The sequence below is a fragment of the Streptomyces yangpuensis genome (genome assembly GCF_001005295.1).
Taxonomy (GTDB): domain Bacteria; phylum Actinomycetota; class Actinomycetes; order Streptomycetales; family Streptomycetaceae; genus Streptomyces; species Streptomyces yangpuensis.
Genome location: NZ_LBMK01000001.1, coordinates 655,973 through 677,768, shown reverse-complemented (window position 1 = coordinate 677,768; position 21,796 = coordinate 655,973). Strand labels below are relative to the sequence as shown.

The 21,796-nt window shown below is 73.0% G+C and carries 20 protein-coding genes; 11 read left to right on the top strand and 9 right to left on the bottom strand.

Annotation, left to right across the window (positions count from 1 at the left end):
* Both AAT21_RS03045 and AAT21_RS03040 read left to right on the top strand, forming a co-directional pair.
* Nucleotides 1-1,289, top strand: a 1,289-nt coding sequence (locus tag AAT21_RS03045; RefSeq protein WP_235438659.1) for a DUF4190 domain-containing protein, incomplete at its 5' end; no start/stop codon positions are given.
* Nucleotides 1,290-1,461: 172 nt separating this feature from the next.
* The gene (locus AAT21_RS03040; RefSeq protein WP_046775109.1) at nt 1,462-3,216 is read left to right on the top strand and encodes an NAD+ synthase; all 1,755 of its coding nucleotides are present in this window, start codon (nt 1,462-1,464) and stop codon (nt 3,214-3,216) included.
* Between the two features lie 72 nt (nt 3,217-3,288).
* On the opposite strand, the gene AAT21_RS03035 is transcribed toward AAT21_RS03040, so the two are convergent.
* A complete protein-coding gene (locus tag AAT21_RS03035; protein ID WP_046775108.1) occupies nt 3,289-4,326 on the bottom strand; it encodes an endonuclease/exonuclease/phosphatase family protein in 1,038 nt (345 codons plus the stop codon).
* A gap of 288 nt (nt 4,327-4,614) precedes the next feature.
* Between AAT21_RS03035 and panB the strand changes: the two genes are divergently transcribed.
* The 3 genes from panB (at nt 4,615) to AAT21_RS03020 (ending at nt 7,460) form a co-directional block, all read left to right on the top strand.
* Nucleotides 4,615-5,484: a 3-methyl-2-oxobutanoate hydroxymethyltransferase gene (gene panB, locus AAT21_RS03030; protein ID WP_046775107.1), complete on the top strand. Its 870-nt coding sequence runs from the start codon at nt 4,615-4,617 to the stop codon at nt 5,482-5,484.
* A 105-nt stretch (nt 5,485-5,589) separates the two neighbouring features.
* Entirely contained in the window at nt 5,590-6,612 is a 1,023-nt protein-coding gene (locus AAT21_RS03025; RefSeq protein ID WP_412180292.1) for an ATP-binding cassette domain-containing protein, read from the top strand.
* Nucleotides 6,609-7,460 carry an ABC transporter permease gene (locus tag AAT21_RS03020; RefSeq protein ID WP_046775106.1) on the top strand — a complete coding sequence of 284 codons (852 nt, stop codon included), beginning with the start codon at nt 6,609-6,611 and terminating at the stop codon, nt 7,458-7,460. Before AAT21_RS03025 ends, AAT21_RS03020 begins: the two co-directional genes overlap by 4 nt.
* Nucleotides 7,461-7,517: 57 nt before the next feature.
* Here the strand turns inward: AAT21_RS03020 and AAT21_RS03015 are convergent, their stop codons facing one another.
* The gene (locus AAT21_RS03015) at nt 7,518-11,267 is read right to left on the bottom strand and encodes an AfsR/SARP family transcriptional regulator (protein ID WP_052757624.1); all 3,750 of its coding nucleotides are present in this window, start codon (nt 11,265-11,267) and stop codon (nt 7,518-7,520) included.
* Nucleotides 11,268-11,340: 73 nt separating this feature from the next.
* On the opposite strand from AAT21_RS03015, the gene AAT21_RS03010 reads away from it, so the two are divergent.
* Both AAT21_RS03010 and AAT21_RS35100 read left to right on the top strand, forming a co-directional pair.
* The gene (locus AAT21_RS03010) at nt 11,341-12,141 is read left to right on the top strand and encodes a site-2 protease family protein (protein ID WP_046775105.1); all 801 of its coding nucleotides are present in this window, start codon (nt 11,341-11,343) and stop codon (nt 12,139-12,141) included.
* Nucleotides 12,142-12,221: 80 nt separating this feature from the next.
* Entirely contained in the window at nt 12,222-12,383 is a 162-nt protein-coding gene (locus AAT21_RS35100) for a hypothetical protein (RefSeq protein WP_235438658.1), read from the top strand.
* 16 nt (nt 12,384-12,399) lie between these two features.
* Here the strand turns inward: AAT21_RS35100 and AAT21_RS03005 are convergent, their stop codons facing one another.
* Together AAT21_RS03005 and npdG are read right to left on the bottom strand one after the other, a co-directional pair.
* Nucleotides 12,400-12,588, bottom strand: a complete 189-nt coding sequence (locus AAT21_RS03005) for a hypothetical protein (RefSeq protein WP_030849047.1) — start codon at nt 12,586-12,588, stop codon at nt 12,400-12,402.
* A gap of 101 nt (nt 12,589-12,689) precedes the next feature.
* Nucleotides 12,690-13,394 carry an NADPH-dependent F420 reductase gene (gene npdG / locus AAT21_RS03000; protein WP_046775104.1) on the bottom strand — a complete coding sequence of 235 codons (705 nt, stop codon included), beginning with the start codon at nt 13,392-13,394 and terminating at the stop codon, nt 12,690-12,692.
* An 84-nt stretch (nt 13,395-13,478) separates the two neighbouring features.
* On the opposite strand from npdG, the gene AAT21_RS02995 reads away from it, so the two are divergent.
* The gene (locus tag AAT21_RS02995; RefSeq protein ID WP_046775103.1) at nt 13,479-14,087 is read left to right on the top strand and encodes a hypothetical protein; all 609 of its coding nucleotides are present in this window, start codon (nt 13,479-13,481) and stop codon (nt 14,085-14,087) included.
* Nucleotides 14,088-14,105: 18 nt separating this feature from the next.
* On the opposite strand, the gene AAT21_RS02990 is transcribed toward AAT21_RS02995, so the two are convergent.
* A complete protein-coding gene (locus tag AAT21_RS02990) occupies nt 14,106-14,363 on the bottom strand; it encodes a hypothetical protein (RefSeq protein WP_046775102.1) in 258 nt (85 codons plus the stop codon).
* Nucleotides 14,364-14,456: 93 nt separating this feature from the next.
* On the opposite strand from AAT21_RS02990, the gene map reads away from it, so the two are divergent.
* Nucleotides 14,457-15,314: a type I methionyl aminopeptidase gene (gene map, locus AAT21_RS02985; protein ID WP_046775101.1), complete on the top strand. Its 858-nt coding sequence runs from the start codon at nt 14,457-14,459 to the stop codon at nt 15,312-15,314.
* A gap of 129 nt (nt 15,315-15,443) precedes the next feature.
* Nucleotides 15,444-16,091 (top strand): biliverdin-producing heme oxygenase, encoded by a 648-nt coding sequence (locus AAT21_RS02980; protein ID WP_046775100.1) that lies wholly within the window; start codon nt 15,444-15,446, stop codon nt 16,089-16,091.
* 77 nt (nt 16,092-16,168) lie between these two features.
* On the opposite strand, the gene AAT21_RS02975 is transcribed toward AAT21_RS02980, so the two are convergent.
* From AAT21_RS02975 to AAT21_RS02960, 4 genes are all read right to left on the bottom strand, one after another.
* A complete protein-coding gene (locus tag AAT21_RS02975; protein WP_046775099.1) occupies nt 16,169-16,486 on the bottom strand; it encodes a hypothetical protein in 318 nt (105 codons plus the stop codon).
* Between the two features lie 74 nt (nt 16,487-16,560).
* Nucleotides 16,561-17,229 (bottom strand): PhzF family phenazine biosynthesis protein, encoded by a 669-nt coding sequence (locus AAT21_RS02970; protein ID WP_107081180.1) that lies wholly within the window; start codon nt 17,227-17,229, stop codon nt 16,561-16,563.
* Nucleotides 17,230-17,248: 19 nt separating this feature from the next.
* A complete protein-coding gene (locus AAT21_RS02965) occupies nt 17,249-18,685 on the bottom strand; it encodes an HtaA domain-containing protein (RefSeq protein WP_046775097.1) in 1,437 nt (478 codons plus the stop codon).
* Between the two features lie 52 nt (nt 18,686-18,737).
* Nucleotides 18,738-20,318: an HtaA domain-containing protein gene (locus AAT21_RS02960; RefSeq protein WP_079025401.1), complete on the bottom strand. Its 1,581-nt coding sequence runs from the start codon at nt 20,316-20,318 to the stop codon at nt 18,738-18,740.
* A 61-nt stretch (nt 20,319-20,379) separates the two neighbouring features.
* On the opposite strand from AAT21_RS02960, the gene AAT21_RS02955 reads away from it, so the two are divergent.
* On the top strand, nt 20,380-21,456 hold the full coding sequence (locus AAT21_RS02955) for a heme/hemin ABC transporter substrate-binding protein (protein WP_046775096.1): 1,077 nt from the start codon (nt 20,380-20,382) through the stop codon (nt 21,454-21,456).
* Nucleotides 21,457-21,796: the final 340 nt, after the last annotated feature.

Genomic DNA, 21,796 nt, shown 5'->3' with positions numbered 1-21,796 from the left:
CCCCGCCGAACCCGCCCAGCACCCCTCCCGGCCCGCCGACGGAACCGGCGGGCACGCCCGCTCCCGAGACGGCCCCGATACCGGCAGCCGCCCACCCGCTCTCGCTCGAGAAGACCCCCGCCGCACCCGCCGCCGAGCCGGCTCCTGAAGCTGCCCCCGAGCCGGCACCCGAGCCGACCCCGGAACCGGCACCCGAAGCGGCCCCGGAACCGACCGTGGAACCGGCCGTGGAACCGGCGCAGGCCGAAGAGGCCCCCGTCGCCCCCGCCGCTCCGGCGGCGGCCGACGCGCCCGCCTCCGCCCCCGCGCCCTCCGCCGCCGAACCGGCCCCGGCTGCCTCGGCGTTCGCACCCCCGGCCCCGGCCCCCACCGCCCCCTTCGGCGCTCCCGAGGCCCCCGGCGCGCCCACCGCCACCTTCGGCACAGTCGACGGCCCCGGCGCTCCCGGCGGACCGTGGGCCGCCCCCGGCTATGGTTACGGCTCCGCCCCGTACGGCGGCTACGCGCAGACCGCCCCGGCCACCAACGGCCTGGCCGTAGCCGCCCTGATCGTCGGCTGCTTCGGCATCGTGCTGGGCCTCGTCCCGCTCCTCTTCTGGCTCGGCGCCATCCTCGCCGTCACCGGTCTGGGCCTGGGCATCGGCGCCATCGTGCGCGCCAACAAGGGCGCCCCGAACAGGTCGATGGCCATCCTCGGCACCGTTCTCGGCGGGGTGGGCCTGCTCGCCTCCGCCGGCGGCTTCTTCCTGACCGTCGCCGTGTTCGACCGGGCCTCCGACCGCATCGAGGCGGGCTTCGACGAGGACGATCTGGACCTGGGCGGCCCGTACCCCAGCAGCGAGCCGTGGCCGTCCAAGTCCCCGTCGCCCTCGCAGGTCCCGGGACTGACCAGCGCACTGCCGTTCGGCGAGACCTTCACCTACCCCAACGGCGTCAAGGTGAGCCTCTCGAAGCCGACGAAGTACGAGCCGAAGGGCATCATCGCCCGCGAGCAGGTCAAGAACGCGGTCCAGATCACGGTCACCATCACCAACGGCTCGACCGCACCGCACGAGGTGATCTACGCCGTGCCCAACGTCCGTGACGACAAGGGCATGACCGCCGAGATGGTCTTCGACAGCGGCGGCGGCAGCAGCGTCCCGAAGATGGTGCAGGGATCGATCCTGCCGGGTGAATCCGCCAGCGGCGTCGTGGCGTTCGAGATCCCCGAGGGCACCAAGAGCCTCACCGCGGACATCTCCGCCGGAACCGTGCTCGACGACGTGAAGTACGCCGGCCCCATCGGCTGACACCCTCACCCGCCGGGCCCGCCCACGCCCCACAGCGGCCGCCCGGCGGGCCCGCGTACGACCCGGGGCAGGCCGCTCGGCGGGCCTCGCGACAGCCCCCGCCACGCCGTGGATCCCGGGAAACAGGCAGGACCCAGGACATCGCGTCAGAAAGACGATTAGACTGGGCCCCGTGCCTCAACTACGCCTCGCTCTGAATCAGATCGACTCGCACGTCGGCAACATCGCCGCGAACGCCGACTCGGTCGTCCACTGGACCCGGCACTCCGCCGAGCAGGGCGCCCACCTGGTGGCGTTCCCGGAGATGGTGCTGACCGGGTACCCCGTCGAGGACCTCGCCCTGCGCGCGTCCTTCGTCGAGGCCTCCCGCAGCGCCCTGCGCGGACTCGCGGAGCGGCTGGCCGCCGAGGGGCTCGGCGAGTTGCCGGTCGTCGTCGGCTACCTCGACCGGACGGAGCAGGCGACGCCCCGCCTCGGGCGCCCGGCGGGCTCCCCGGAGAACGCGGCGGCCGTCCTGCACCGCGGCCGGGTGGTGCTCCGCTTCGCCAAGCACCACCTGCCCAACTACGGCGTGTTCGACGAGTTCCGGTACTTCGTGCCCGGCGACTCGCAGCCGGTGATCCGGGTGCACGGCGTCGACGTGGCCCTGGCCATCTGCGAGGACCTCTGGCAGGAGGGCGGCCGGGTCCCCGCCACCCGCTCCGCCGGAGCCGGGCTGCTGGTCTCGATCAACGCCTCACCGTACGAGCGCAACAAGGACGACGTACGCCTCGAACTCGTGCGCAAGCGGGCCCAGGAGGCCGGCTGTACCCTCGCCTACCTGGCGATGATCGGCGGACAGGACGAGCTGGTCTTCGACGGTGACTCGATCGTCGTCGGCGCCGACGGCGAGGTCCTCGCCCGCGCCCCGCAGTTCTCCGAGGGCTGCGTCCTGATCGACCTCGACCTGCCGGCCGCACGCGCCGACGCCCCCGAGGGCGTGGTCGACGACGGGCTGCGCATCGACCGCGTCGTCCTGTCCGAGGAACCGGTGGAGCCGTACGAGCCGGTCGTGACCGGCGGTTACGCCGACCGGCTCGACGACGACGAGGAGGTCTACGACGCGCTGGTCGTGGGCCTGCGCGCGTACGTGAAGAAGAACGGATTCCGCTCCGTCCTGATCGGGCTCTCCGGCGGCATCGACTCCGCGCTCGTCGCCGCCATCGCCTGCGACGCGATCGGCGCGCAGAACGTGTACGGCGTCTCGATGCCCTCGAAGTACTCCTCGGAGCACTCCAAGGGCGACGCGGCCGACCTGGCCGAGCGCACCGGCCTGAACTTCCGGACCGTACCGATCGAGCCGATGTTCGACGCCTACATGGGTTCGCTGGGCCTGACCGGCCTCGCCGAGGAGAACCTCCAGTCCCGGCTGCGCGGCACCCTGCTGATGGCCCTCTCCAACCAGGAGGGCCACATCGTGCTGGCCCCCGGCAACAAGTCGGAGCTGGCCGTCGGCTACTCCACCCTGTACGGCGACTCGGTGGGCGCGTACGGCCCGATCAAGGACGTCTACAAGAGCGACGTCTTCCGGCTCGCCCGGTACCGCAACCGGGCCGCGGCCGAGCGCGGCGAGACCCCGCCGATCCCGGAGAACTCGATCGTGAAGCCGCCGAGCGCAGAGCTGCGCCCGGGGCAGGTGGACACGGACTCGCTGCCGGACTACCCGGTCCTCGACGCGATCCTCGCCCTGTACGTGGACCGGGACCAGGGGCTGGACGAGATCGTGGCCGCCGGCTTCGACGCCGAGCTGGTCGCGAAGACCCTGCGGATGGTCGACACGGCGGAGTACAAGCGCCGCCAGTACCCGCCGGGCACGAAGATCTCCGCGAAGGGCTTCGGCAAGGACCGCCGGCTGCCGATCACGAACGGCTGGCGCGAGCGGGCCTGAACGGCACGCGCGCGGGGCCCCACCGCTGATGCGATGGGGCCCCGCGTGCCGCTGCGGGCGGGCACTACTTGTTCACGACTGCTGCTTGTTCACGGTCAGCCGCGCGGCGACCGGCAGGTGGTCGCTGCCCGTGCGGGGCAGGGTCCAGGATGCCTCGGGCCGGATCCCGCGGACCATGATCTGGTCGATGCGGGCCATCGGGAACTGCGCCGGCCAGCTGAAGCCGAAGCCGTCGCCCGCCGCGCCCTGCGTGGAGCGCATCTGCGAGGTGACCTCGGAGAGGGCGCGGTCGTTCATGGTGCCGTTCAGGTCGCCGAGCAGGATGACCTTCTTCAGGGGTTCGGCGGCGAGCGCGGCGCCCAGCGCGTCGGCGCTGTCGTCGCGCTGGTTGGCGGTGAAGCCCGCGTTCAGCTTCACGCGGACCGAGGGCAGGTGCGCGACGAAGGCGGCGACGTCGCCCTGGGGTGTGGCGACGGTGGCCCGCATGGCCCGGGTCCAGCCCATCCGGATGTCGACGGGCGCGCTGCCGCTCAGCGGGTACTTGCTCCACAGGCCTACGGTGCCCTCGACCGAGTGGTACTTGTACGTGGCCGCCAGGGCCTTCTCGTAGACGGGGACGACGCCGCCCTTGAGCTCGGTGAGGGCCAGCACGTCGGCACCGGAGCGGGCGACCGACGCGGCGGTGCCGCGCGGGTCGGGGTTGTCGGCGTCGACGTTGTGGGTGGCGACGACCAGGTCGCCGCCGGTGCCGGACTTGTCGAAGACCAGGCCGCCGAAGAGGTTCAGCCAGACCACCGCGGGCAGCAGGACCGCGATCAGCGCGGTCGCGGACCGGCGCAGGACCGCGCCGGCCACCAGAAGCGGAACGGCCAGGCCCAGCCAGGGCAGGAAGGTCTCGGTGAGGCTGCCGAGGTTGCCCACGTCGTTGGGCAGCTCCGCGTGGAAGATCATCACCAGCGACAGCAGTACGGAGACCGCCGCCAGGACCAGCCCCCGCCGCCAGATCCCCGGATCCCCGCGCAGTTCGGCCAGCCGGCGCCGGAAACGGGATTCGGAGGGCTCGGGCTCCGAGCCGCCGTTCCCCGGTTCCGTCCTGTACGCCTGTGCCATGCCACTGCCCTCACTGCCGTGCTCGCGCTCCGTCCCCGCCCCTTGACCCTAGGCGATGAAGCGGAGCCTTCCGTGCCGTACATCACGACCGTCCGTCACGGTCGTACGTCCGGGAGGACGAACGGCCGTACGGAGGGGGTTCCGGTTGTCACGAAACGCGCACATTGGCGCACTCGGCCCGGCGGAGGCCGCGCACCACTTCCGCCCACGCCCCCGGGGATGCCACCATGGTGGGTGAGTCCGGGGACACCGTGAGGGTGCCTCGAGATGACACAAGGAGCAGTTGCAATGACGCATGCCGTTTCGCCTGCCCGCGAACCCGCAGCCGCCGCCTCCCCCACCCTGTACGGAGGCACGGGCACCCGGCGCATCACCGTCCGCGACCTGACCCTCGCCAAGGAACGCGGCGAGAAGTGGCCCATGCTCACCGCCTACGACGCAATGACCGCGTCCGTCTTCGACGAGTCCGGCATCCCGGTCATCCTCGTCGGCGACTCGATGGGTAACTGCCACCTCGGTTTCGACTCCACCGTCCCGGTGACGATGGACCACATGACGATGCTCTCGGCGGCCGTCGTACGCGGCACCAGCCGTGCGCTGGTCATCGGCGACATGCCGTTCGGCTCGTACCAGGAAGGCCCCGTGCAGGCGCTGCGCAGCGCGACCCGCCTGGTCAAGGAGGCCGGGGTGGGCGCCGTGAAGCTGGAGGGCGGCGAGCGTTCGCTGGCCCAGACCGAGCTGATCGTGCAGGCGGGCATCCCCGTCATGTCCCACCTGGGTCTGACCCCGCAGTCGGTCAACGCCATGGGCTACCGGGTGCAGGGCCGCGGCGACGAGGCCGCGCACCGGCTGCTGCGCGACGCGAAGGCCGCGCAGGACGCGGGCGCGTTCGCGGTCGTGCTGGAGCTCGTCCCGGCCGAGCTGGCCGCCGAGGTCACCCGGTCCCTGCACATCCCGACGGTCGGCATCGGCGCGGGCGCGGAGTGCGACGCGCAGGTCCTGGTGTGGACCGACATGATGGGCCTGACCGGCGGGAAGATGCCGAAGTTCGTCAAGCAGTACGCGAAGCTCCGCGAGACCATGACGGACGCGGCGAAGGCGTTCGCCGAGGACGTCGTCGGCGGCACGTTCCCGCAGGAGCAGCACGCGTTCCACTGAGACCGCCGCTCCGACAGCCCGCCGACCGCGCGTCGGCGGGCTGTCGTATGTCTGTCGTACGTTTGTCGGTCGCCTGTCGGAGCTTTGTCAGTGGCGCCTGGTCCCATGGTGGGCATGACGCGAAACGACAAGAACCCCAACGCCGTGGAGGTGCGGGGGCTGGTCAAGCACTACGGCGAGACCAAGGCCCTCGACGGTGTCGACCTGGATGTCCGGGAGGGCACGGTCCTCGGGGTCCTCGGGCCCAACGGCGCCGGCAAGACCACGCTGGTGCGCTGCCTCTCCACCCTGATCACCCCGGACGCGGGGACGGCCACCGTCGCCGGCTTCGACGTGGTCCGCCAGCCGCGGCAGCTGCGCCGCACCATCGGCCTGACCGGCCAGTACGCCTCGGTCGACGAGAAACTCTCCGGCTGGGAGAACCTCTACATGATCGGGCGGCTGCTCGACCTCTCCCGCAAGGACGCCCGCAGCCGGGCGGACGAGATGCTGGAGCGCTTCTCCCTGACCGAGGCGGCGAAGAAGGCCGCGATGCACTACTCCGGCGGTATGCGGCGCCGGCTCGACCTGGCCGCCTCGCTGATCGGCCGGCCGGCCGTGATCTACCTGGACGAACCGACCACCGGTCTCGACCCCCGTACCCGCAACGAGGTGTGGGACGAGGTCCAGCGCCTGGTCGCGGAGGGCGCCACCGTGCTGCTGACCACGCAGTACATGGAGGAGGCCGAGCAGCTGGCGAGCGAGCTGACCGTCATCGACCGCGGCAAGGTCATCGCCAAGGGCAAGGTCGACGAGCTGAAGGCCCGTGTCGGCGGCCGCACCCTGAAGATCCGTCCCGTGTCCGCCGCGGACCTGCCGGGCATGGCCCGCTCGCTGGCCGAGGCCGGACTGGACGGCGTGGCCGGCTCCCAGGCCGTACCGGACGAGGGCGTGCTCCTCGTGCCGATCCTGAGCGACGAGCAGCTGACCGCCGTGGTCGGGCTGCTGGCCGCCCGCGGGTACGCGATCGCCGACCTCGGCACCTACCTGCCCAGCCTCGACGAGGTGTTCCTGGCCATCACCGGCCAGAAGCCCACGCTCGTCGAGGACTCCGTTCCCGCCGAGAAGACCGAGGAGGTCGCGGCATGAGCACCGTAACCACGACGAAGCCCGCGCCCTCCGCGCCCGGCCCGGCCCGGCCGGCCGCCGCGCACGGTGAGGGACGGATCGGCCTGCGGGCCAACCTGCGGCACATCGGCGCCCTGGTGCGCCGCAACGCCCTGCAGATCAAGCAGGACCCCGAGTCGATGTTCGACGTCCTGTTCATGCCGATCATCTTCACGCTGCTGTTCGTGTTCGTCTTCGGCGGCGCGATCTCCGGCAAGGGCAACCAGGCGGACTACGTGAACTACGTGGTCCCGGGCCTCATGGCCATGATGGGCATGAACATCGCGATGGCGGTGGGCACCGGCGTCAACGACGACTTCAAGAAGGGCGTGATGGACCGGTTCCGGTCCATGCCGATCGCCCGGTCGTCCGTGCTCCTCGCCAAGATCGTCGTCGAGCTCGGCCGGATGATGGTGGCCATCGCGATCCTGCTGGGCGTGGGCTTCCTGCTCGGCCTGTCGATCAGGTCCTCGGTGCTGGACCTGTTCCTCGCCATCGGACTGTCGGCCGTCTTCGGCAGCGCGCTGATGTGGATCTTCATCCTGCTCGGTCTCACCATGAAGACCGCCCAGGCCGTCCAGGGCATGGCGATGCTGGTCCTGATGCCGCTGCAGTTCGGCAGCTCGATCTTCGCCCCGCCGTCGACGATGCCGGGCTGGCTCCAGTCCTTCACGGACTACAACCCGCTGTCGAACCTGGCGGACGCCGCCCGCGCCCTGATCAACGGCACGCCCGTCGGCGACTCGGTGTGGATGACGCTGCTCTGGTCACTGGCCATCACCGCGGTCACCATGCCGCTCGCGGTCCGCAAGTTCCGCCAGAAGACCTGACCCGCGGACCGGTCCACTCCGGATCGCGTCCCGGACGGGCACCGGCCGGGGGCCGGGTCAGACGAGGGCGGTGGCCTCCTCCAGGGTGAGGCCACCGCCTTCGGCGTACGCCGCCTCGTAGGCGGTGTCGCCGAGCGCGGAGCGCGCCTGCTTCTCGGCGAAGGCGAAGTCCTCGCGTTCCGTCGTCACCGGGAAATGGGCGGGCGGCATCAGCGCGCGGTAGGCACCGAGCAGCCGGGCTCCGTCGTCCTCCCGCTGCGGACCGCCGGGCGACACCAGGGAGACGGCCGCCGTCAGCAGGAAGGTGGCGGGCAGGTGCGGGGCGACCATCAGCGCCAGCGGGTGCCGGAAGGCGGCCGTGGCGTCGCGGATCCCCTGCAGCGCGTCCTCGTAGCGGCCGTCCTGGTTGTCCAGCCAGGCCGTCGTGGCCAGCAGGAACACGTCGAAGATCGCGTACGCGCCGAAGGCGAACTCCTCGCGCAGCACCCGGATCTGGACGCGGGCCTCGTCGATCCGTCCGGTACGGCCGAGGATGCCGGCGAGGAACATCCGGGCGGCGGGCATCGCCTCGTTGCCGAACCGCTGCACCGTGGCGGTGATCTCGGTGAGGATCCGCTCGGCCTCCGCGATCTCGCCGTTCTCGGTGAGGGTGCCGGCCATCCGGACGCGCAACACCGTCACCTGCGCCTTCGCGCCGAGGCGTTCGGCGTACGCGATCGCCTCGCGGTAGTCGCGGGCGGCCAGGGCGTGCTCGCCGCGTTTCTCCCGGGACTCGGCGCGGGCGGAGAGCGCCTCCGCGCAGCCCCAGTCGTCGCCGAGTTGCCGGAAGAGCTCCAGGCTCTCGTCGGCGTCGCGGGAGGCGTCGCCGGCCCAGTCGGCGCGGTTGGCGAGGATGTTGGCGCGCAGCTGGAGGGCGGAGGCGAGCTCCCAGCGGTAGCCGAGTGTGCGGGCGGTGGCGACGGTCTCGTCGACGACACGTTTGAGCAGCCCGGCATCGCCCGCGATCATGACGGCGTAGATCCACAGGGAGGCCGGTGTGCGGCAGGTCTGCGGGAGCCCGGGCCGGTAGGTGGCGATCACCCCGTCGACCAGGGCCCGGACCTCGGGGTCGTCCCAGTCCTTGTTGGTCTGGTCCCGGGACGCCAGCCGGACCAGGTGCAGGGCGCGCCAGGCCTCGTCGAGCACCTCGCCGCGGTAGGGCGGCGGCGAGTCCACGAGCTGCCCGTACACCGGCTCGGCGGGGACGACGGGTACGGCCGCGAAGGGGTTGGGGCCGAGGGCCGCGACCGCGTCCGCCCAGTGCCGGGACTCGGTCCGCTGGTCGTGCAGGTGCCAGTACCAGCCCAGGGCGTGGACGAGGCAGAGGGCCTCGTCCACGTCGCGGGTGGTGACGGCCCGGCGCAGGGCCGTACGGAGGTTCTCGTACTCGGTGGCGAGCCGCTCCGCCGCCTCCCGCTGGCGGTGGCCGCGCAGCAGGGGGTCGCTGGTCCGGGCGAGTTCGCGGTAGTGGACGAGGTGGCGGCGGGCGGTGGCGTCGCGGTCGCCGCCCGCTCCGGCTTCGGCGAGGCGCTCGGAGGCGTACTCGGCGACCGTCTCCAGGAGGCGGTATCGCATGCCGGAGCCGCCGGGGCCGGGGGCGGCGACGACCAGGGACTTGTCGACGAGGGAACCGAGGGTGTCGGCGACGTCCAGGGCGGCGTCGGCGGCGGCGTCCCCGGACGGGTCGGCGCAGACGGCTTCGGCGGCGGCGAGGTCGCAGCCGCCCGCGAAGACGGACAGCCGGCGCAGGACGGTGCGCTCGGCCTCGTCGAGGAGGTCCCAGGACCAGTCCACGACGGCCCGCAGGGTCTGCTGGCGCGGCAGGACGGTGCGGGCGCCGCTGGTCAGCAGCCGGAACCGGTCGTCGAGCCGGTCCGCGATCTGCCGCGGAGTCAGCAGCCGCAGCCGGGCCGCGGCCAGCTCGATCGCGAGCGGCAGCCCGTCGAGGCGGCGGCAGATCTCGGCCGCGGCGGCCGGGTCCTCGTCCACGGTGAACCCGGCGCGGGCCGCTGCCCCGCGGTCGCCGAGCAGCCGCAGCGCGATGGGGTCGGGCAGCGGTTCGACGGGGCGGACGGTCTCTCCCGGGATGCCGAGGGGTTCGCGGCTGGTGGCGAGGATCTGGACGCCGGGGCAGTGGGTGAGGAGGCGTTCGGCGAGCTCGGCGGCGGCCTCGACGACGTGCTCGCAGTTGTCGAGCACGAGCAGCAGGCTGCGGTGCGCGCAGTGCTCGGCGAGCCGGTCGAGGGGGTCGTCGCCGTTGCGCTCGGTCAGCGCCCGCAGCTCCTCGGCGGCGGCGCCGCGCAGCTTGGTCTCCCGCGCCCCGACTGCGGCGAGGGTGGCCTCGGCGACGTCCTCGGGGTCGTCGACGGGGGCCAGTTCGACCAGCCACACGCCGTCGGGCCAGCGGCCGTGCGGCTCGTGCGCCTCGGCGGCCTCCTGGGACAGGCGGGTCTTGCCGGCGCCGCCGGGCCCGAGAAGCGTGACGAGGCGCGCCCGCGCGAGGTCGTCACCGATGACGCGGATGTCGTCCTCGCGCCCGACAAAGGTGGTCAGCCGAGCCCGCAGATTGCCGCTGCCCCGGCCGGGCGGGGCGGAAGCGGCTGCGGCTGCCGCTGCGCTCCCGCCCGCATCGGATCCGCCCTGCGGCCCGGCGGCCCGGAAGCCCGCGCTGCCGCCGACAGCCGTGCCGTGGCCTGCGGCCGGGGCGTAGCCCCGGGCCGGACCGTGGCCGTGGCCCTGGGCCGGGCCGTGGCCGTGGCCCTGGGCCGGGCCGTGGCCTGCGGCCGGGTGGCCGGGAGCATGGACGTGCCCCGCGCCCGAGCCCGGAGCGTGGCCCGCAGCCGGGGCCGGGCCCTGGGCCGGGGCGGAGCCATAGGCCGGAGCGTGGCCTGCGGCCGGGGCCGGGGCGTGGCCCGAGAGCGGGGCCTGGCCTTCGGCCGGCGTCGGGCCGTGCCCCAGCGCGGAGCCGTGGCCTGCGGCCGGGCTGTGGGCGTGGCCCGGGTGTTCCGGGCCGCCGGGGGGTGTGAACCTCGGCGGCCGGGTCGCCGGACCGGAGCCCTCCGGGGCCAGGAGTTCGGCGTGCAGGGTGCGCAGGGCCGGGCCGGGGTCCGTGCCGAGGCGGTCGGCCAGGTCCCGGCGTACGTCGTCGTAGGCGGACAGCGCCTCCGCGGCGCGGCCGGCGTCGCGCAGGGCCCGGATCCGCAGCACCTGGAGCGGCTCGTCCAGCGGCTGCCGCGCGCACAGCGCGGTCAGCTCCGGCAGGGCGTGCTCGGCCCGGCCCAGGGCCAGGGCCGCGGCGAGCCGGCCCCGGCGCGCCTCCATCCGTACGGCCTCCCAGCGCGCGGCCTCCGCGGCCGGGTCGGGCAGGTCCGCGAGGGCGGGTCCGCGCCACAGGGCGAGGGCCTCCTCGTACAGGGCGGTGGCCTCGGCCGGGTCCGGCGCCTCGGCGCCGGCCCGGGCCAGCCGCTCAAAGCGGTACAGGTCGACGTCCTCGCGCTCGGCGGCCAGCCGGTAGCCGCCGTCGGCGGACAGCACGGCCGTGTGCCCCAGCGCCCGCCGCAGCCGGGCCACCAGCGCCTGCAGGGCGGCCACGGCGTCGGCCGGCGGGGCGCCGTTCCACACCTCGTCGACCAGCAGCCGGGCCGGCACCACCCGCCCCGGGCGCAGCGCGAGCGCGGTCAGGAGCGCACGCAGGCGCGCCCCGCCGACGGCCACGGGGGTCCCGTCGTCGCGGAGGACCTGGGCGGAGCCGAGAATCGCGTAACGCACCGGCCCATTGTCCCCGGACCCCGGCTCGGCCCCGAACCGTTTTCCGCGCGCGCCCCGGGATAGGTTTCCCCGCATGGTTCATCAGGGCACCCGCCACGAGCGGCGGATCAGTTCGGTATTCCTCGGGATCTTCGCCGTCATGGCCGTCACGGGCTGGGCGGTGTGGACGGGGTACTCGACAAGCGCCGGCCTCGCCGTGTTCCTCTTCGTGACGTCGGCATGGATCGTCTCCCTCTGCCTGCACGAGTACGCGCACGCCCGTACCGCCCTGCACGGCGGCGACCTCACGGTCGGCGCCAAGGGCTACCTGACGCTGAACCCGCTGAAGTACACGCACGCACTGCTCAGCATCGTCCTGCCGGTGATCTTCGTGATCCTGGGCGGGATCGGCCTGCCGGGCGGCGCGGTCTTCATCGAGCGCGGCCGGATCCGGGGCCGCTGGAAGCACAGCCTGATCTCGGCCGCGGGACCGCTGACGAACGTGGTCTTCGCGGTCGTCTGCACGGCCCCGTTCTGGCTGGACGCGCTGGACGGGGTGCCGCTCGCCTTCCGCTACGCGCTCGGCTTCCTCGCGATGCTCCAGGTGACGGCGGCGATCCTGAACTTCCTGCCGGTGCCGGGCCTCGACGGGTACGGGGTGATCGAGCCGTGGCTGTCGTACCGGGTACGGCGCGAGATGGAGCCGCTGGCGCCGTTCGGCCTGATCGCGGTCTTCGCGCTGCTGTGGATCCCGGCGGTCAACGCCGTCTTCTTCGACGTCGTGGACGGCGTGCTGTCGGCGCTGGGCGTGTCGGACCTGGAGACGTACTGCGGCCGCGACCTCTACCGCTTCTGGCAGGACGGCGCGGGCGTCTGCGAGGTCCCGCAGGACTAAGGGGTGTCCAGGCACACGGCCGTGCCGTCCTCGTCGGCGAGACCACGCGGGGCGGCGCCCATCCCACGGACCGGCACGCGGTGAGCGAGCACGTCCTGGTGGCGGTACCGACGGCCCGGACGGTCAGCACGGTGACGGGCGGCAACTGGGAGGGCGTCGGTGTCGTCCCCGACGTGCCGGTCCCGGCCGATCAGGCGCTGGAGACGGCGCTCAAGGCCGCCCGGGCCGCGGCCGGAGGCTGACGGCTCAGGCTCAGGCTCAGGCGTTGCGGGCGGTGGCGGCCTTCTCGGCCTTGGCCTTGCGCATGTAGTACCAGGCCATGTTCGACGTGAGACCCGCCAGCAGCACCCACACGATCCCGAGGAAGCTGCCCTCCACGAAGGCGACGACGGCTGCGGCCACAGCGAGGACGCAGACGACAACGGCGAAGACGGCAAGGCGGGGCATGGGAAGAGCTCCTCGGGGACACTGGAGGGGGGTCGAGCCACTCCAGTGTCCCCCATGCCCCGCAGTGCTGCCGTAAAGGCACCGCGCAGCCGGTGGGGTGGTCAGACGTCCGTCGTGCGGAGGCCCGCGTGGGCCTTGTAGCGGCGGTTGGTGGAGATCAGGTTCGCCACGAGGGCCTCGACCTGGTGGGCGTTGCGCAGGCGGCCCGCGAAGATGCCGCGCATGCCGGGGATGCGGGCGGCCAGGGCCTGGACGATGTCGGTGTCGGCGCGGGATTCGCCGAGGACCATGACGTCGGTGTCGATCTCGTCGATCGACTCGTCCTGGAGGAGGACCGCCGAGAGGTGGTGGAAGGCGGCCGTGACGCGGGAGTCCGGCAGGAGGGCCGCAGCCTGCTGGGCGGCGCTGCCCTCTTCGACCTGGAGGGCGTAGGCGCCCTGCTTGTCGAAGCCGAGCGGGTTGACGCAGTCGACGACGAGCTTGCCGGCGAGGTCCTCGCGGAGCGCTTCGAGGGTCTTGGCGTGACCCTCCCACGGCACCGCGATGATGACGATGTCGCTGCGGCGCGCGCACTCGGCGTTGTCCGCGCCCTCCACGCCGAGCCCCAGTTCGTCGGCGGCGGTGTGCGCGCGGTCGGCGGCACGGGAGCCGATGATCACCTTCTGGCCGGCGCGGGCGAGCCGGTAGGCGAGGCCGCGGCCCTGGTCACCGGTGCCGCCGAGGACGCCGACGACGAGGCCGGACACGTCCGGCAGGTCCCACGGGTCCTTGGCCGGCGGCTTCTGCGTGCTGTCTGAGGAAGTCATGGGGGCGAGGGTACTGCCGGGTAGCTCACAGTCGAAGAGCCGGGAAGCGCCCCCCGTGTCGGCCCGATGCGGCAGGATGCGGCCATGGATGCCGTCAGGGTCGCCCTGCTGCGCGAGGTGCTCGCCGGTACGCAGTGGCCGGGCGACGCGCGCCGCTTCGCCGGCTCGCTGCGCCGGTCCGTCGTGCCGGCCGGCGGGAAGCTGCTGCTGGTGGGGACCGAGGGCTACGAGCCCTGGCATCTGGCGGCGCATCTCGTCGACGAGGCCGCCTGGTCGGGCCGGCCGGAGCTGGCGCCGACGCTCGTGCGCCACCGGGTGCGGTCCGGGGAGCCGCCGCACCTGTCGGTGGGGCTGGGCCGGCTGGCGGCGGCCGGGCGCGGGCACACCGTACTGGTGGTGGCGCCCCGGGAGCCCGGCGCGGGGCTGCTGGAGCGGGTGCACGACGCCCGCCGGGCGGGGGCGACCGTGCTGTCCCTGGACGGCGGGGACCGGGACCTGGGGGCGCTGGCGCACGACGCGCTGTCGGTGCCGGACGGCGCCGCCGAGCTGGACCTGGACACCGTGCAGCACCTGGTCAGCGCGGCGGCCGGGGAGAACGGTCCGCCGGCCCAGCGCGGCTCCCGCCGCCGGTTGCTGGACCGGCTGGCGGGGCTGGCCGACCGGCTGACCGCGCCGCCGCCCAGCCGCTGGTAGTGCGCTCCTGCCGGCCCGTCAGCCGGACGTGCCCGTGCCCGTGCCCGAGGTGCCCTCTTCTTCCTCGCGGGTCTTGTCGTTCCACTTGGGGTCGTTCTGCCACTCCAGGTTGCGCTCCTGCGCCGTCTCCATGGCGTGGGCGGCCTCCTCGGGCGTTCCGTACGGGCCGAACCGGTCCTTGGCCGGGCACTCGGGGCCTTCCTCGACCTTCTGGTGGACCAGGCAGTAGTACCACTCGCCGGCTTTGCCCACCTGGCGCTTCTTGAACAGGGCCATCGTCGTCCAGGCTCCTCTCGATGCCTCCGCAAGCCGCTGTGTGCCGCTCTATCCCGCCATGCTGCCCCATCCCCGCTGGATACACTCGCTTGCATGTCCGGTCAGTCGCTGCTCGTGCCAGGCGAGCTCTCTCCCGCCCGTTCCGTTCCCGGAAACATCCGCCGTCCCGAGTACGTCGGCAAGCCCGCGCCCACTCCGTACACCGGACCGGAGGTGCAGTCGGCCGAGACCATCGAGGCCATGCGCATCGCCGGCCGGATCGCCGCCCAGGCGATGGCGGAGGCCGCCAAGCTGATCGCGCCGGGGGTGACCACCGACGAGCTCGACAAGGTCGCCCACGAGTACATGTGCGACCACGGCGCCTACCCCTCGACGCTCGGCTACCGGGGCTACCCGAAGTCGCTGTGTTCCTCGGTCAACGAGGTCATCTGTCACGGCATCCCCGATTCCACCGTCCTGCGCGACGGCGACATCGTGAACCTCGACGTGACGGCGTACATCGGCGGGGTGCACGGCGACAACAACGCCACCTACCTGTGCGGGGACGTGGACGAGGAGTCGCGGCTGCTGGTGGAGCGCACCCGTGAGGCACTGAACCGGGCGATCAAGGCCGTCAAGCCGGGCCGTCAGATCAACGTCATCGGCCGCGTCATCGAGTCGTACGCGAAGCGCTTCGGCTACGGCGTGGTCCGGGACTTCACCGGCCACGGCATCAACTCGTCCTTCCACTCCGGCCTGATCATCCCGCACTACGACAGCCCGCACGCGACCACGGTCATCGAGCCGGGGATGACCTTCACGATCGAGCCGATGCTGACCCTGGGCACCCACGACTACGACATGTGGGACGACGGCTGGACGGTCGTCACGAAGGACCGCAAGCGGACCGCGCAGTTCGAGCACACGCTGGTGGTCACGGACTCCGGGGCGGACATCCTGACCCTTCCCTGACCGGTTTCCGGCCGGAGGCCTTTTTACCGACAAGGCGTCGGGAACCCATTGACTTAGGCAAGCCTAAGTAGGAGTATCGGGCGTGGCGGCACTGTCGCCACGCCTGTTTCCTCTTCTGGGAGGTCCGCCTTGGACGCCTTCTCCACGGTCATCCGCGTCGCCTCGCACGAGCAGCACACCGAGGCCGAGACGTCGACCTTCATGAGCGACATGCTGGGCGGACGGCTCGGCGTGGACGCGTACACGCGCTACACCGAGCAGCTGTGGTTCGTGTACCGGGCCCTGGAGGAGGCCGCCGAGTCCCTGAAGGACGATCCGGTGGCGGGCCCCTTCATCCGGCCCGAGCTGATGCGCGTCGCGGAGATCGAGCGCGACCTCGCGCACCTGCTGGGCCCCGCGTGGCGCGAGCAGGTGGTGGCGCTGCCCTCGACCGAGGCCTACGCCGCCCGGGTGGCCCAGTGCGCGGCCGAGTGGCCGGGCGGCTACGTCGCCCACCACTACACCCGCTACCTGGGCGACCTCTCCGGCGGGCAGATCATCCGCGACAAGGCGGAGCGCACCTGGGGCTTCGAGCGCAAGGGCGACGGCGTCCGCTTCTACGTCTTCGCGGACATCTCCAACCCGGCGGCCTTCAAGCGGACCTACCGCGAGCTGCTGGACGCGATCGCCGCCGACGACCTGGAGAAGCAGCGCATCATCGACGAGTGCAGGCGCGCCTTCGACTTCAACGGAGCGGTCTTCCGCGAGCTGGGCGAGGAGTTCCGCCTCACCGCGTGACCGCCTCGCCACGTACCGCCTCGCCGCGTGACCTCGCGCCGCCGCGGGGCCGGGCCAGGCCCGGCCCCGCGGCTGTTTCATGAGCCCGCCACCGCCCACAGGACGAGCCAGGTGACGACCAGCACGTTCGGGTAGAACAGGGCCATGAGGCAGCCGACGCTCCCCATCGCGAGGCGCCTGCGGCGCTGCGCGTCGGTCCGCGGCGGGATCCAGGTGGCGGCCACCAGCGCGAACGGGACGACGTAGAACAGGGCGTACGGGCCCGGCACCTCGGGCAGGTACGAGATCGCCCGGCCGAGCCACGCGGCGGCCGGGCCCAGCACGGTGAAGAGCGCCGCCACGGCCGGCCACTGCCGCCGCGCGCAGGGCGGCCCGGGGATCGAGTTCGTCGTCATGACCCCATGGCACCGCGGCGCCCGGTGGCCGCGCCAGTGCTCAGGTACTCACTTCACCGGTACGGGATACCCAGTTACGCGAGGGCGGCCGGGGGCTGGGCGAAGCGGACGCGGCCACCCACCTCAATCGTGCCGTCGGCGCCGGGGGCGGTGAGGATCTGGGAACCGGCGCCCTGGGTGATGTTCAGGGCGCGGTCCAGCTCGGCCGTCAGCAGGATCGCCGCCGAGCCGGTGGCCTCGTCCTCGGCGATGACGCCGTCGGGGCGACGCGGGAAGCCGCGGGCCCGGACGCGGCCCGCGGCCTCGTCCTCCCACGCCCAGGCGTACAGCCAGCCCTCGCCCGGCGGCGGCGCCGGGAGCGCCTCGACCTCGGCGACGCTCCCGAACTGCTGCGTGCGCTTGCCCTCGACCCACTCGGGCCGGGCGGTGATCCAGGTGAACTCGCCGTCGTCACGCGCCCATACGGATCCGACGGGCGGCTGGAGCTCCTCGATGTCCAGCAGCCACGCGAGCCCGACCAGCGGGTGTCCGGCGAAGGACATCCGGGTGCCGGGGGTGCGGATGTCGACGACCCCGCGCTCGGGGTCGTCGACGAACACCGTCTCGCTGTAGCCGAGTTCGGCGGCCAGCGCCTGCCGGGACGCGTCGTCGGGGCAGGTCCGGCCGTCGCGCACGACACCGAGCAGGTTGCCGTACCGGCCGTCACCCGCGCAGAAGACCCTCAGGACATCGAGATCGTTCACGCGGGAATTCAAGCACGGTTCAGACCTGGGCCGTACGGCGCCTGCGCGCGAAGAAGATCGCGCCCGCGCCTGCCGCGATCACGACACCGGAGGTGGTGAGCAGGGCTCCGGCCGGGATCTCGGCGCCGGTGTCGGCGAGGTTGCCGCCGACAGAGCCGCCGCCCGCCGAGCCGCCGCCCGCGGTGCCGCCCGTACCGCCGGTGGTTCCGCCGGTGCCTGCGCCCGTCGTGCCGCCGGTGGGCGTGCCGCCCGTGGACGGCGGCAGGGTGGCGTCCTTGTCCACGGCCACCGAGAAGGTGAGCGGGTCGATCGGGTCGCCCGCCTTGTACATGGAGCCGGTGGTGTCGTTGGCGAAGGCGGCCGCGCCGTCGGCGGTGAAGGCGGCCGGCACGGCGTTCAGCGCCAGTACGCCGTTCTTCGTCCTGTAGTCGGTCTTCGACAGGTCGAGCGTGGCGAAGGCGACGCCCGTCCTGCTGCCGGCGGCGTTCTTGACGTCGAGGTAGAGCGTGCCGGTCCTGCCGGTGGCGTCGACGCGGGGGTTGGCGAAGGTCATGTCGATGCCGTGGGCCGCGTACTGGAAGCGGAGGTTGCCCTCGAAGGAGGCGTTCAGCTTCTGCTTCTTCACGTCCAGCTCGCCCTTGCCGAAGGCGAAGCCGAAGAGGTCGCCGTTCTTCGCGGCGCCGCCGGCCGGGGTGATCGAGCCCGCGCCCAGCACGTAGCGTCGGAAGGACTCCTTCACGCCCCACGTCAGCTTGCCGTTCAGGACCTTCTGCGGGCCGTCGGCCGGGGTGGTGGGGGCGGGGTCCCTGGTGGGGGCGGGGTCCTTGGTGGGGGTCGGCTTCGTCGGGGTCGGTTCGGGGGCGGGCTCCTCGAACTTTAGCCCCGCGGTCAGCGGGTCGCCGGCCTTGTTCTCGTAGCCCGGGGAACCGAGCGCTTCCGCGGCCTCCTTGGTGAGGGTCGTCGCGAGGCCGTTCATCGACGGGCCTGCGAAGGCCACGGTCGCCAGCGGCACGTCCTGGGCCGTGGCACCGGACTTGGTGACGTCGGCGGTCAGCTTCTTGGTACCGGTGTCGATACGGATGTCGGAGAGCTTGACCTCGAAGCCGTGGCCGGTCGGCGGGGCGGGCGAGGAGAAGGTGACGCTGCCCTTGAAGGCGGCCTTCACCACGTGGCCGCCGGCCGGGTCGTACTGGCCCGTGGCGTCGATGAACTTCAGGGTGCCGTCGGTGTTCTGCACGGCGCCTTCGGCGACGGAGATGGTGCCCTTGGCCATGCCGGTCACGTAGGCGCGGTAGCTGGCGAGGACGCCCCAGTCGAGGGAGCCGCCCACGATCTTCACGGGCCCGGCGGGAGGACCGCCGGCGGCGGTGGCCGGCAGGGCGAACGCGGTGGCGCCGAGGGCGGCGGCGGTCAGAACGGCGGCCGCGAGGGAGACGCGGCGGCGGATGGACGACATGACGGGGAACTCCTGAAGGACGGAAGGAAAGGGGAGCGGGCCACGCGGACAGCTACGTGGCCCCGCCACCGACGGAGCCCGCTGCCGGGTCCGGGGCAGCGGCTTGACCGGCGGGGTCCGGGGTGGCGCTACGGGCCGGAGTCGCGCCAGCCCCAGTGGCCGGGGCGGCGCTGCCGGCAGCGGCCGGGGCTGCGGTAGCCGTATCGGCGGCAGCGGCAGCGGCTGTCGGCGAGGGAGGGGACGACATGGCGGTGGCGACAGCGGCGGGGGTTCTGCGGCGGTGGCGGATGGCCAGGGTGGTGACGGTGGCGGCCAGGAGGAGGGCGGCTGCGGCCAGGGCGGCGTAGAGGGCGGTGTTCGAGGACTTCTCGGGCTCCGCGGCCGCGGCCGGCGCGGGGGCGGGGGCGGGGGGCGCCGAGGGGGCGGCCGTGGAGCCCAGGTCGGGCAGGGCCGGCAGGGCCGCCGTGGCGTCGAGGGCGACGGCCAGCGAGACGGGGTCCATCTCGGTGCCGGCCCTGTACATGGAGTTGAAGGCCTGCGAGCCGCCCTCGGTGAGGGTGGCCGGGGCCTCGGCCAGGGTGAGCAGCGCACCCTCGGTCTTCAGACCCCTGGCGTCGAACTCGACCAGCGGGACGGCGTTCTTCGTCGCGCCCGCCGTGGTGACGTCCGCGGACAGCACGCCCCTGCCGTTCTCCACCTTCACGCCCACCTTGCCCAGCGTCAGATCCAGGTGGGTGCCGGTGAACTTGACCGTGCCGGCGAAAGCGGCCTCAAGGGTGCCGTTCCGGCCGTCGTACGTACCCTTGCCCTGCGGGAAGCGGAACAGCGCGCCGCCGTCCTGGGCCCCCTCGGCGAGGGTCCACTTGCCCTGGCCGATCGAACCGGTGACGTACTCGCGGAAGGTACGCCGCACCCCCCAGTCGACGGCGGCGTCGGCGAAGCCGCCCGGTGCCTGCGAGGACTGGGCCGGGACGCTCGGCTGCGTGGCGGCCGGCTGCGAGGGCTCCGCGGCCGGGGCCGTCCGCACGTCGGCCGAGAGCGAGAGCGGGTCGAGCTGCGCGCCGGCCGGGTAGTACCCCGCGAACGCCTGGGCGCCCTGGGCGGTGAGGGTGACCGCGATGTTCGTGAGGGTCAGCGGACTGGCGCCGCCCTTCATGTTGATCCCGCCGACGCCGAGCGTCGCGAACGGCACCTGGCTCTGGTTGCTGACCGTGCCCGTGTCCTTGGCCTTGCTGGAGACGTCCACGTACAGCGTCCCGCCCCCACCGCTGATCCTGACGGTCGGTCGGCTGACGGTCATGTCCAACTCGTACACACCGTCCGGCTTCTGGTGGCCCTGGAAGGTGACTCCACCGGAGTACGAGGCTTCGAACGCGCCGGTTGCGGGGTCGTAGGAGCCGGTCGCCGAGTGGAAGCGGAACAGACTTCCGCCGACCGTGGCGGCGCCGCTCTTCAGCTTGAAACCGCCTTTCGCCACCGGACCGGTGACATAACTCTGGAAGGACGATTTGATGCCCCAGTCGAGCCGACCCCCCTGTACGGTGCCCGCGCGAGCGGCGGTCGCCGGGAGCAAGGCCCCCAACAGGCCCGCCAGCAGGGCGATGGTGAGCGCACGGACGGGTCTCGTGGGCATGAATGCCCCCTCCAGGGTCTAGCAAGCAAGGTTAGGCTAACCTAAGCTAAGTCCGGGCCGGATGAAAACCCCCCGGTCCTCAGAACCTCAGTCGGACGATCAGGACGGTGCCTTCGTGCCTACGCCCGCCGCGTCACACCGCTTCCCCCGTCTCGCAGTTGCCGTGACCGCACTGGCACTGGCACTCGCGCTGACGGGCTGCGGAGGTACGGCCACCTCTCCGGGCTCATCCGCCCCCGCCCCCGCGGCCGCTCCGGACCGGGTGGAGCCGCTCGCCGCGACGCCACAGCCCGCCCTGCCGGTGACCGTCCCCTCGGCCGACGGTGCGCAGGTCACCGTCACCTCGGCCGACCGGGTGATCCCGCTGACCGGCAGCCTCAACGAGATCGTCCACACGCTCGGCCTCGGCGGACGGGTCGTCGCCCGCGACATCACCGCCACGTTCGAACAGGCCGCCGCCCTCCCGGTGGTGACACGTGGCCACGACGTCTCCGCCGAGAGCGTGCTCTCCCTCCGCCCGACGCTCGTCCTGGCGGAGACCACCACCGGGCCCGCCGAGGCGATCCAGCAGATCCGCGACGCCGGCATCCCGGTCCTCGTCGTCGCTCCCGCCAAGGGGCTGGACGACGTGCCGAAGCGGATCGACACCGTCTCCGCCGCGCTCGGCGTCAAGGAGGCCGGCGCCCAGCTGAACCAGCGCACCGCCGACCGCATCGCCGCCCTCCGCGAAAACGTTCCCGCAGCCCGCGGCAAACAGCCCCGGGTGGCCTTCCTCTACCTGCGCGGCACGGCCTCCGTCTACCTGCTGGGCGGCTCGGACTCCGGAGCGGCCTCACTCCTCGAAGCGGCCGGAGCGGTCGACACCGGGAAGGAGTCCGGCCTCGGCAAGGACTTCACCCCGATCACCAGCGAAGCCCTGGCGGCCGCCGCCCCCGACGCGATCCTGGTCATGTCCAAGGGGCTCGAATCGGTCGGCGGCGTCGACGGCCTGGTGAAGATCCCGGGCGTCGCGCAGACCCCGGCCGGCATGGACCGCCGCGTGCTCACGATCGACGACGGCGTCCTGCTCAACTACGGCCCCCGCACGGACCAGGTGCTCGCCTCCCTGATCACCCAGCTCTACGGCAAGGGAGCCTGAGGTGCCCCTCTCCTACGACCCCACCGCACCTTCCGACTCCCCCGGCGCCGACCACGTACCGGGGCAATCCCCCCACAACGCCGAACGCACCACAGCCGCACCATCAGCCTCCCCCAAGGCCGACCCCGTACCAGGGCAATCCCCCCAGAACACCAAGCGCACCACAGCCGCACCATCAGCCTCCCCCGGGGCCGACCGCGTACCGGAGCGATCCCCGCAGGACCCCGAACGCACCACAGCCGCACCATCAGCCTCCCCCGGGGCCGACCACGTACCGGAGCGATCCCCGCAGAACCCCGAACGCACCACAGCCGCGCCTTCCGGCTCGCCCGGGGCCGGG

Bases quoted from the DNA above. Each gene is read 5' to 3' on its own strand.
- AAT21_RS02965 (WP_046775097.1), bottom strand. From the start codon at position 18,685: ATGTCGTCCATCCGCCGCCGCGTCTCCCTCGCGGCCGCCGTTCTGACC.
- map (WP_046775101.1), top strand. From the start codon at position 14,457: ATGTCCGGTCAGTCGCTGCTCGTGCCAGGCGAGCTCTCTCCCGCCCGT.
- AAT21_RS03025 (WP_412180292.1), top strand. From the start codon at position 5,590: ATGGTGGGCATGACGCGAAACGACAAGAACCCCAACGCCGTGGAGGTG.
- AAT21_RS03005 (WP_030849047.1), bottom strand. From the start codon at position 12,588: ATGCCCCGCCTTGCCGTCTTCGCCGTTGTCGTCTGCGTCCTCGCTGTG.
- AAT21_RS03035 (WP_046775108.1), bottom strand. From the start codon at position 4,326: ATGGCACAGGCGTACAGGACGGAACCGGGGAACGGCGGCTCGGAGCCC.
- AAT21_RS03010 (WP_046775105.1), top strand. From the start codon at position 11,341: ATGGTTCATCAGGGCACCCGCCACGAGCGGCGGATCAGTTCGGTATTC.
- AAT21_RS02960 (WP_079025401.1), bottom strand. From the start codon at position 20,318: ATGCCCACGAGACCCGTCCGTGCGCTCACCATCGCCCTGCTGGCGGGC.
- npdG (WP_046775104.1), bottom strand. From the start codon at position 13,394: ATGACTTCCTCAGACAGCACGCAGAAGCCGCCGGCCAAGGACCCGTGG.
- AAT21_RS02995 (WP_046775103.1), top strand. From the start codon at position 13,479: ATGGATGCCGTCAGGGTCGCCCTGCTGCGCGAGGTGCTCGCCGGTACG.
- panB (WP_046775107.1), top strand. From the start codon at position 4,615: ATGACGCATGCCGTTTCGCCTGCCCGCGAACCCGCAGCCGCCGCCTCC.
- AAT21_RS02990 (WP_046775102.1), bottom strand. From the start codon at position 14,363: ATGGCCCTGTTCAAGAAGCGCCAGGTGGGCAAAGCCGGCGAGTGGTAC.
- AAT21_RS02955 (WP_046775096.1), top strand. From the start codon at position 20,380: ATGAAAACCCCCCGGTCCTCAGAACCTCAGTCGGACGATCAGGACGGT.
- AAT21_RS02975 (WP_046775099.1), bottom strand. From the start codon at position 16,486: ATGACGACGAACTCGATCCCCGGGCCGCCCTGCGCGCGGCGGCAGTGG.
- AAT21_RS03020 (WP_046775106.1), top strand. From the start codon at position 6,609: ATGAGCACCGTAACCACGACGAAGCCCGCGCCCTCCGCGCCCGGCCCG.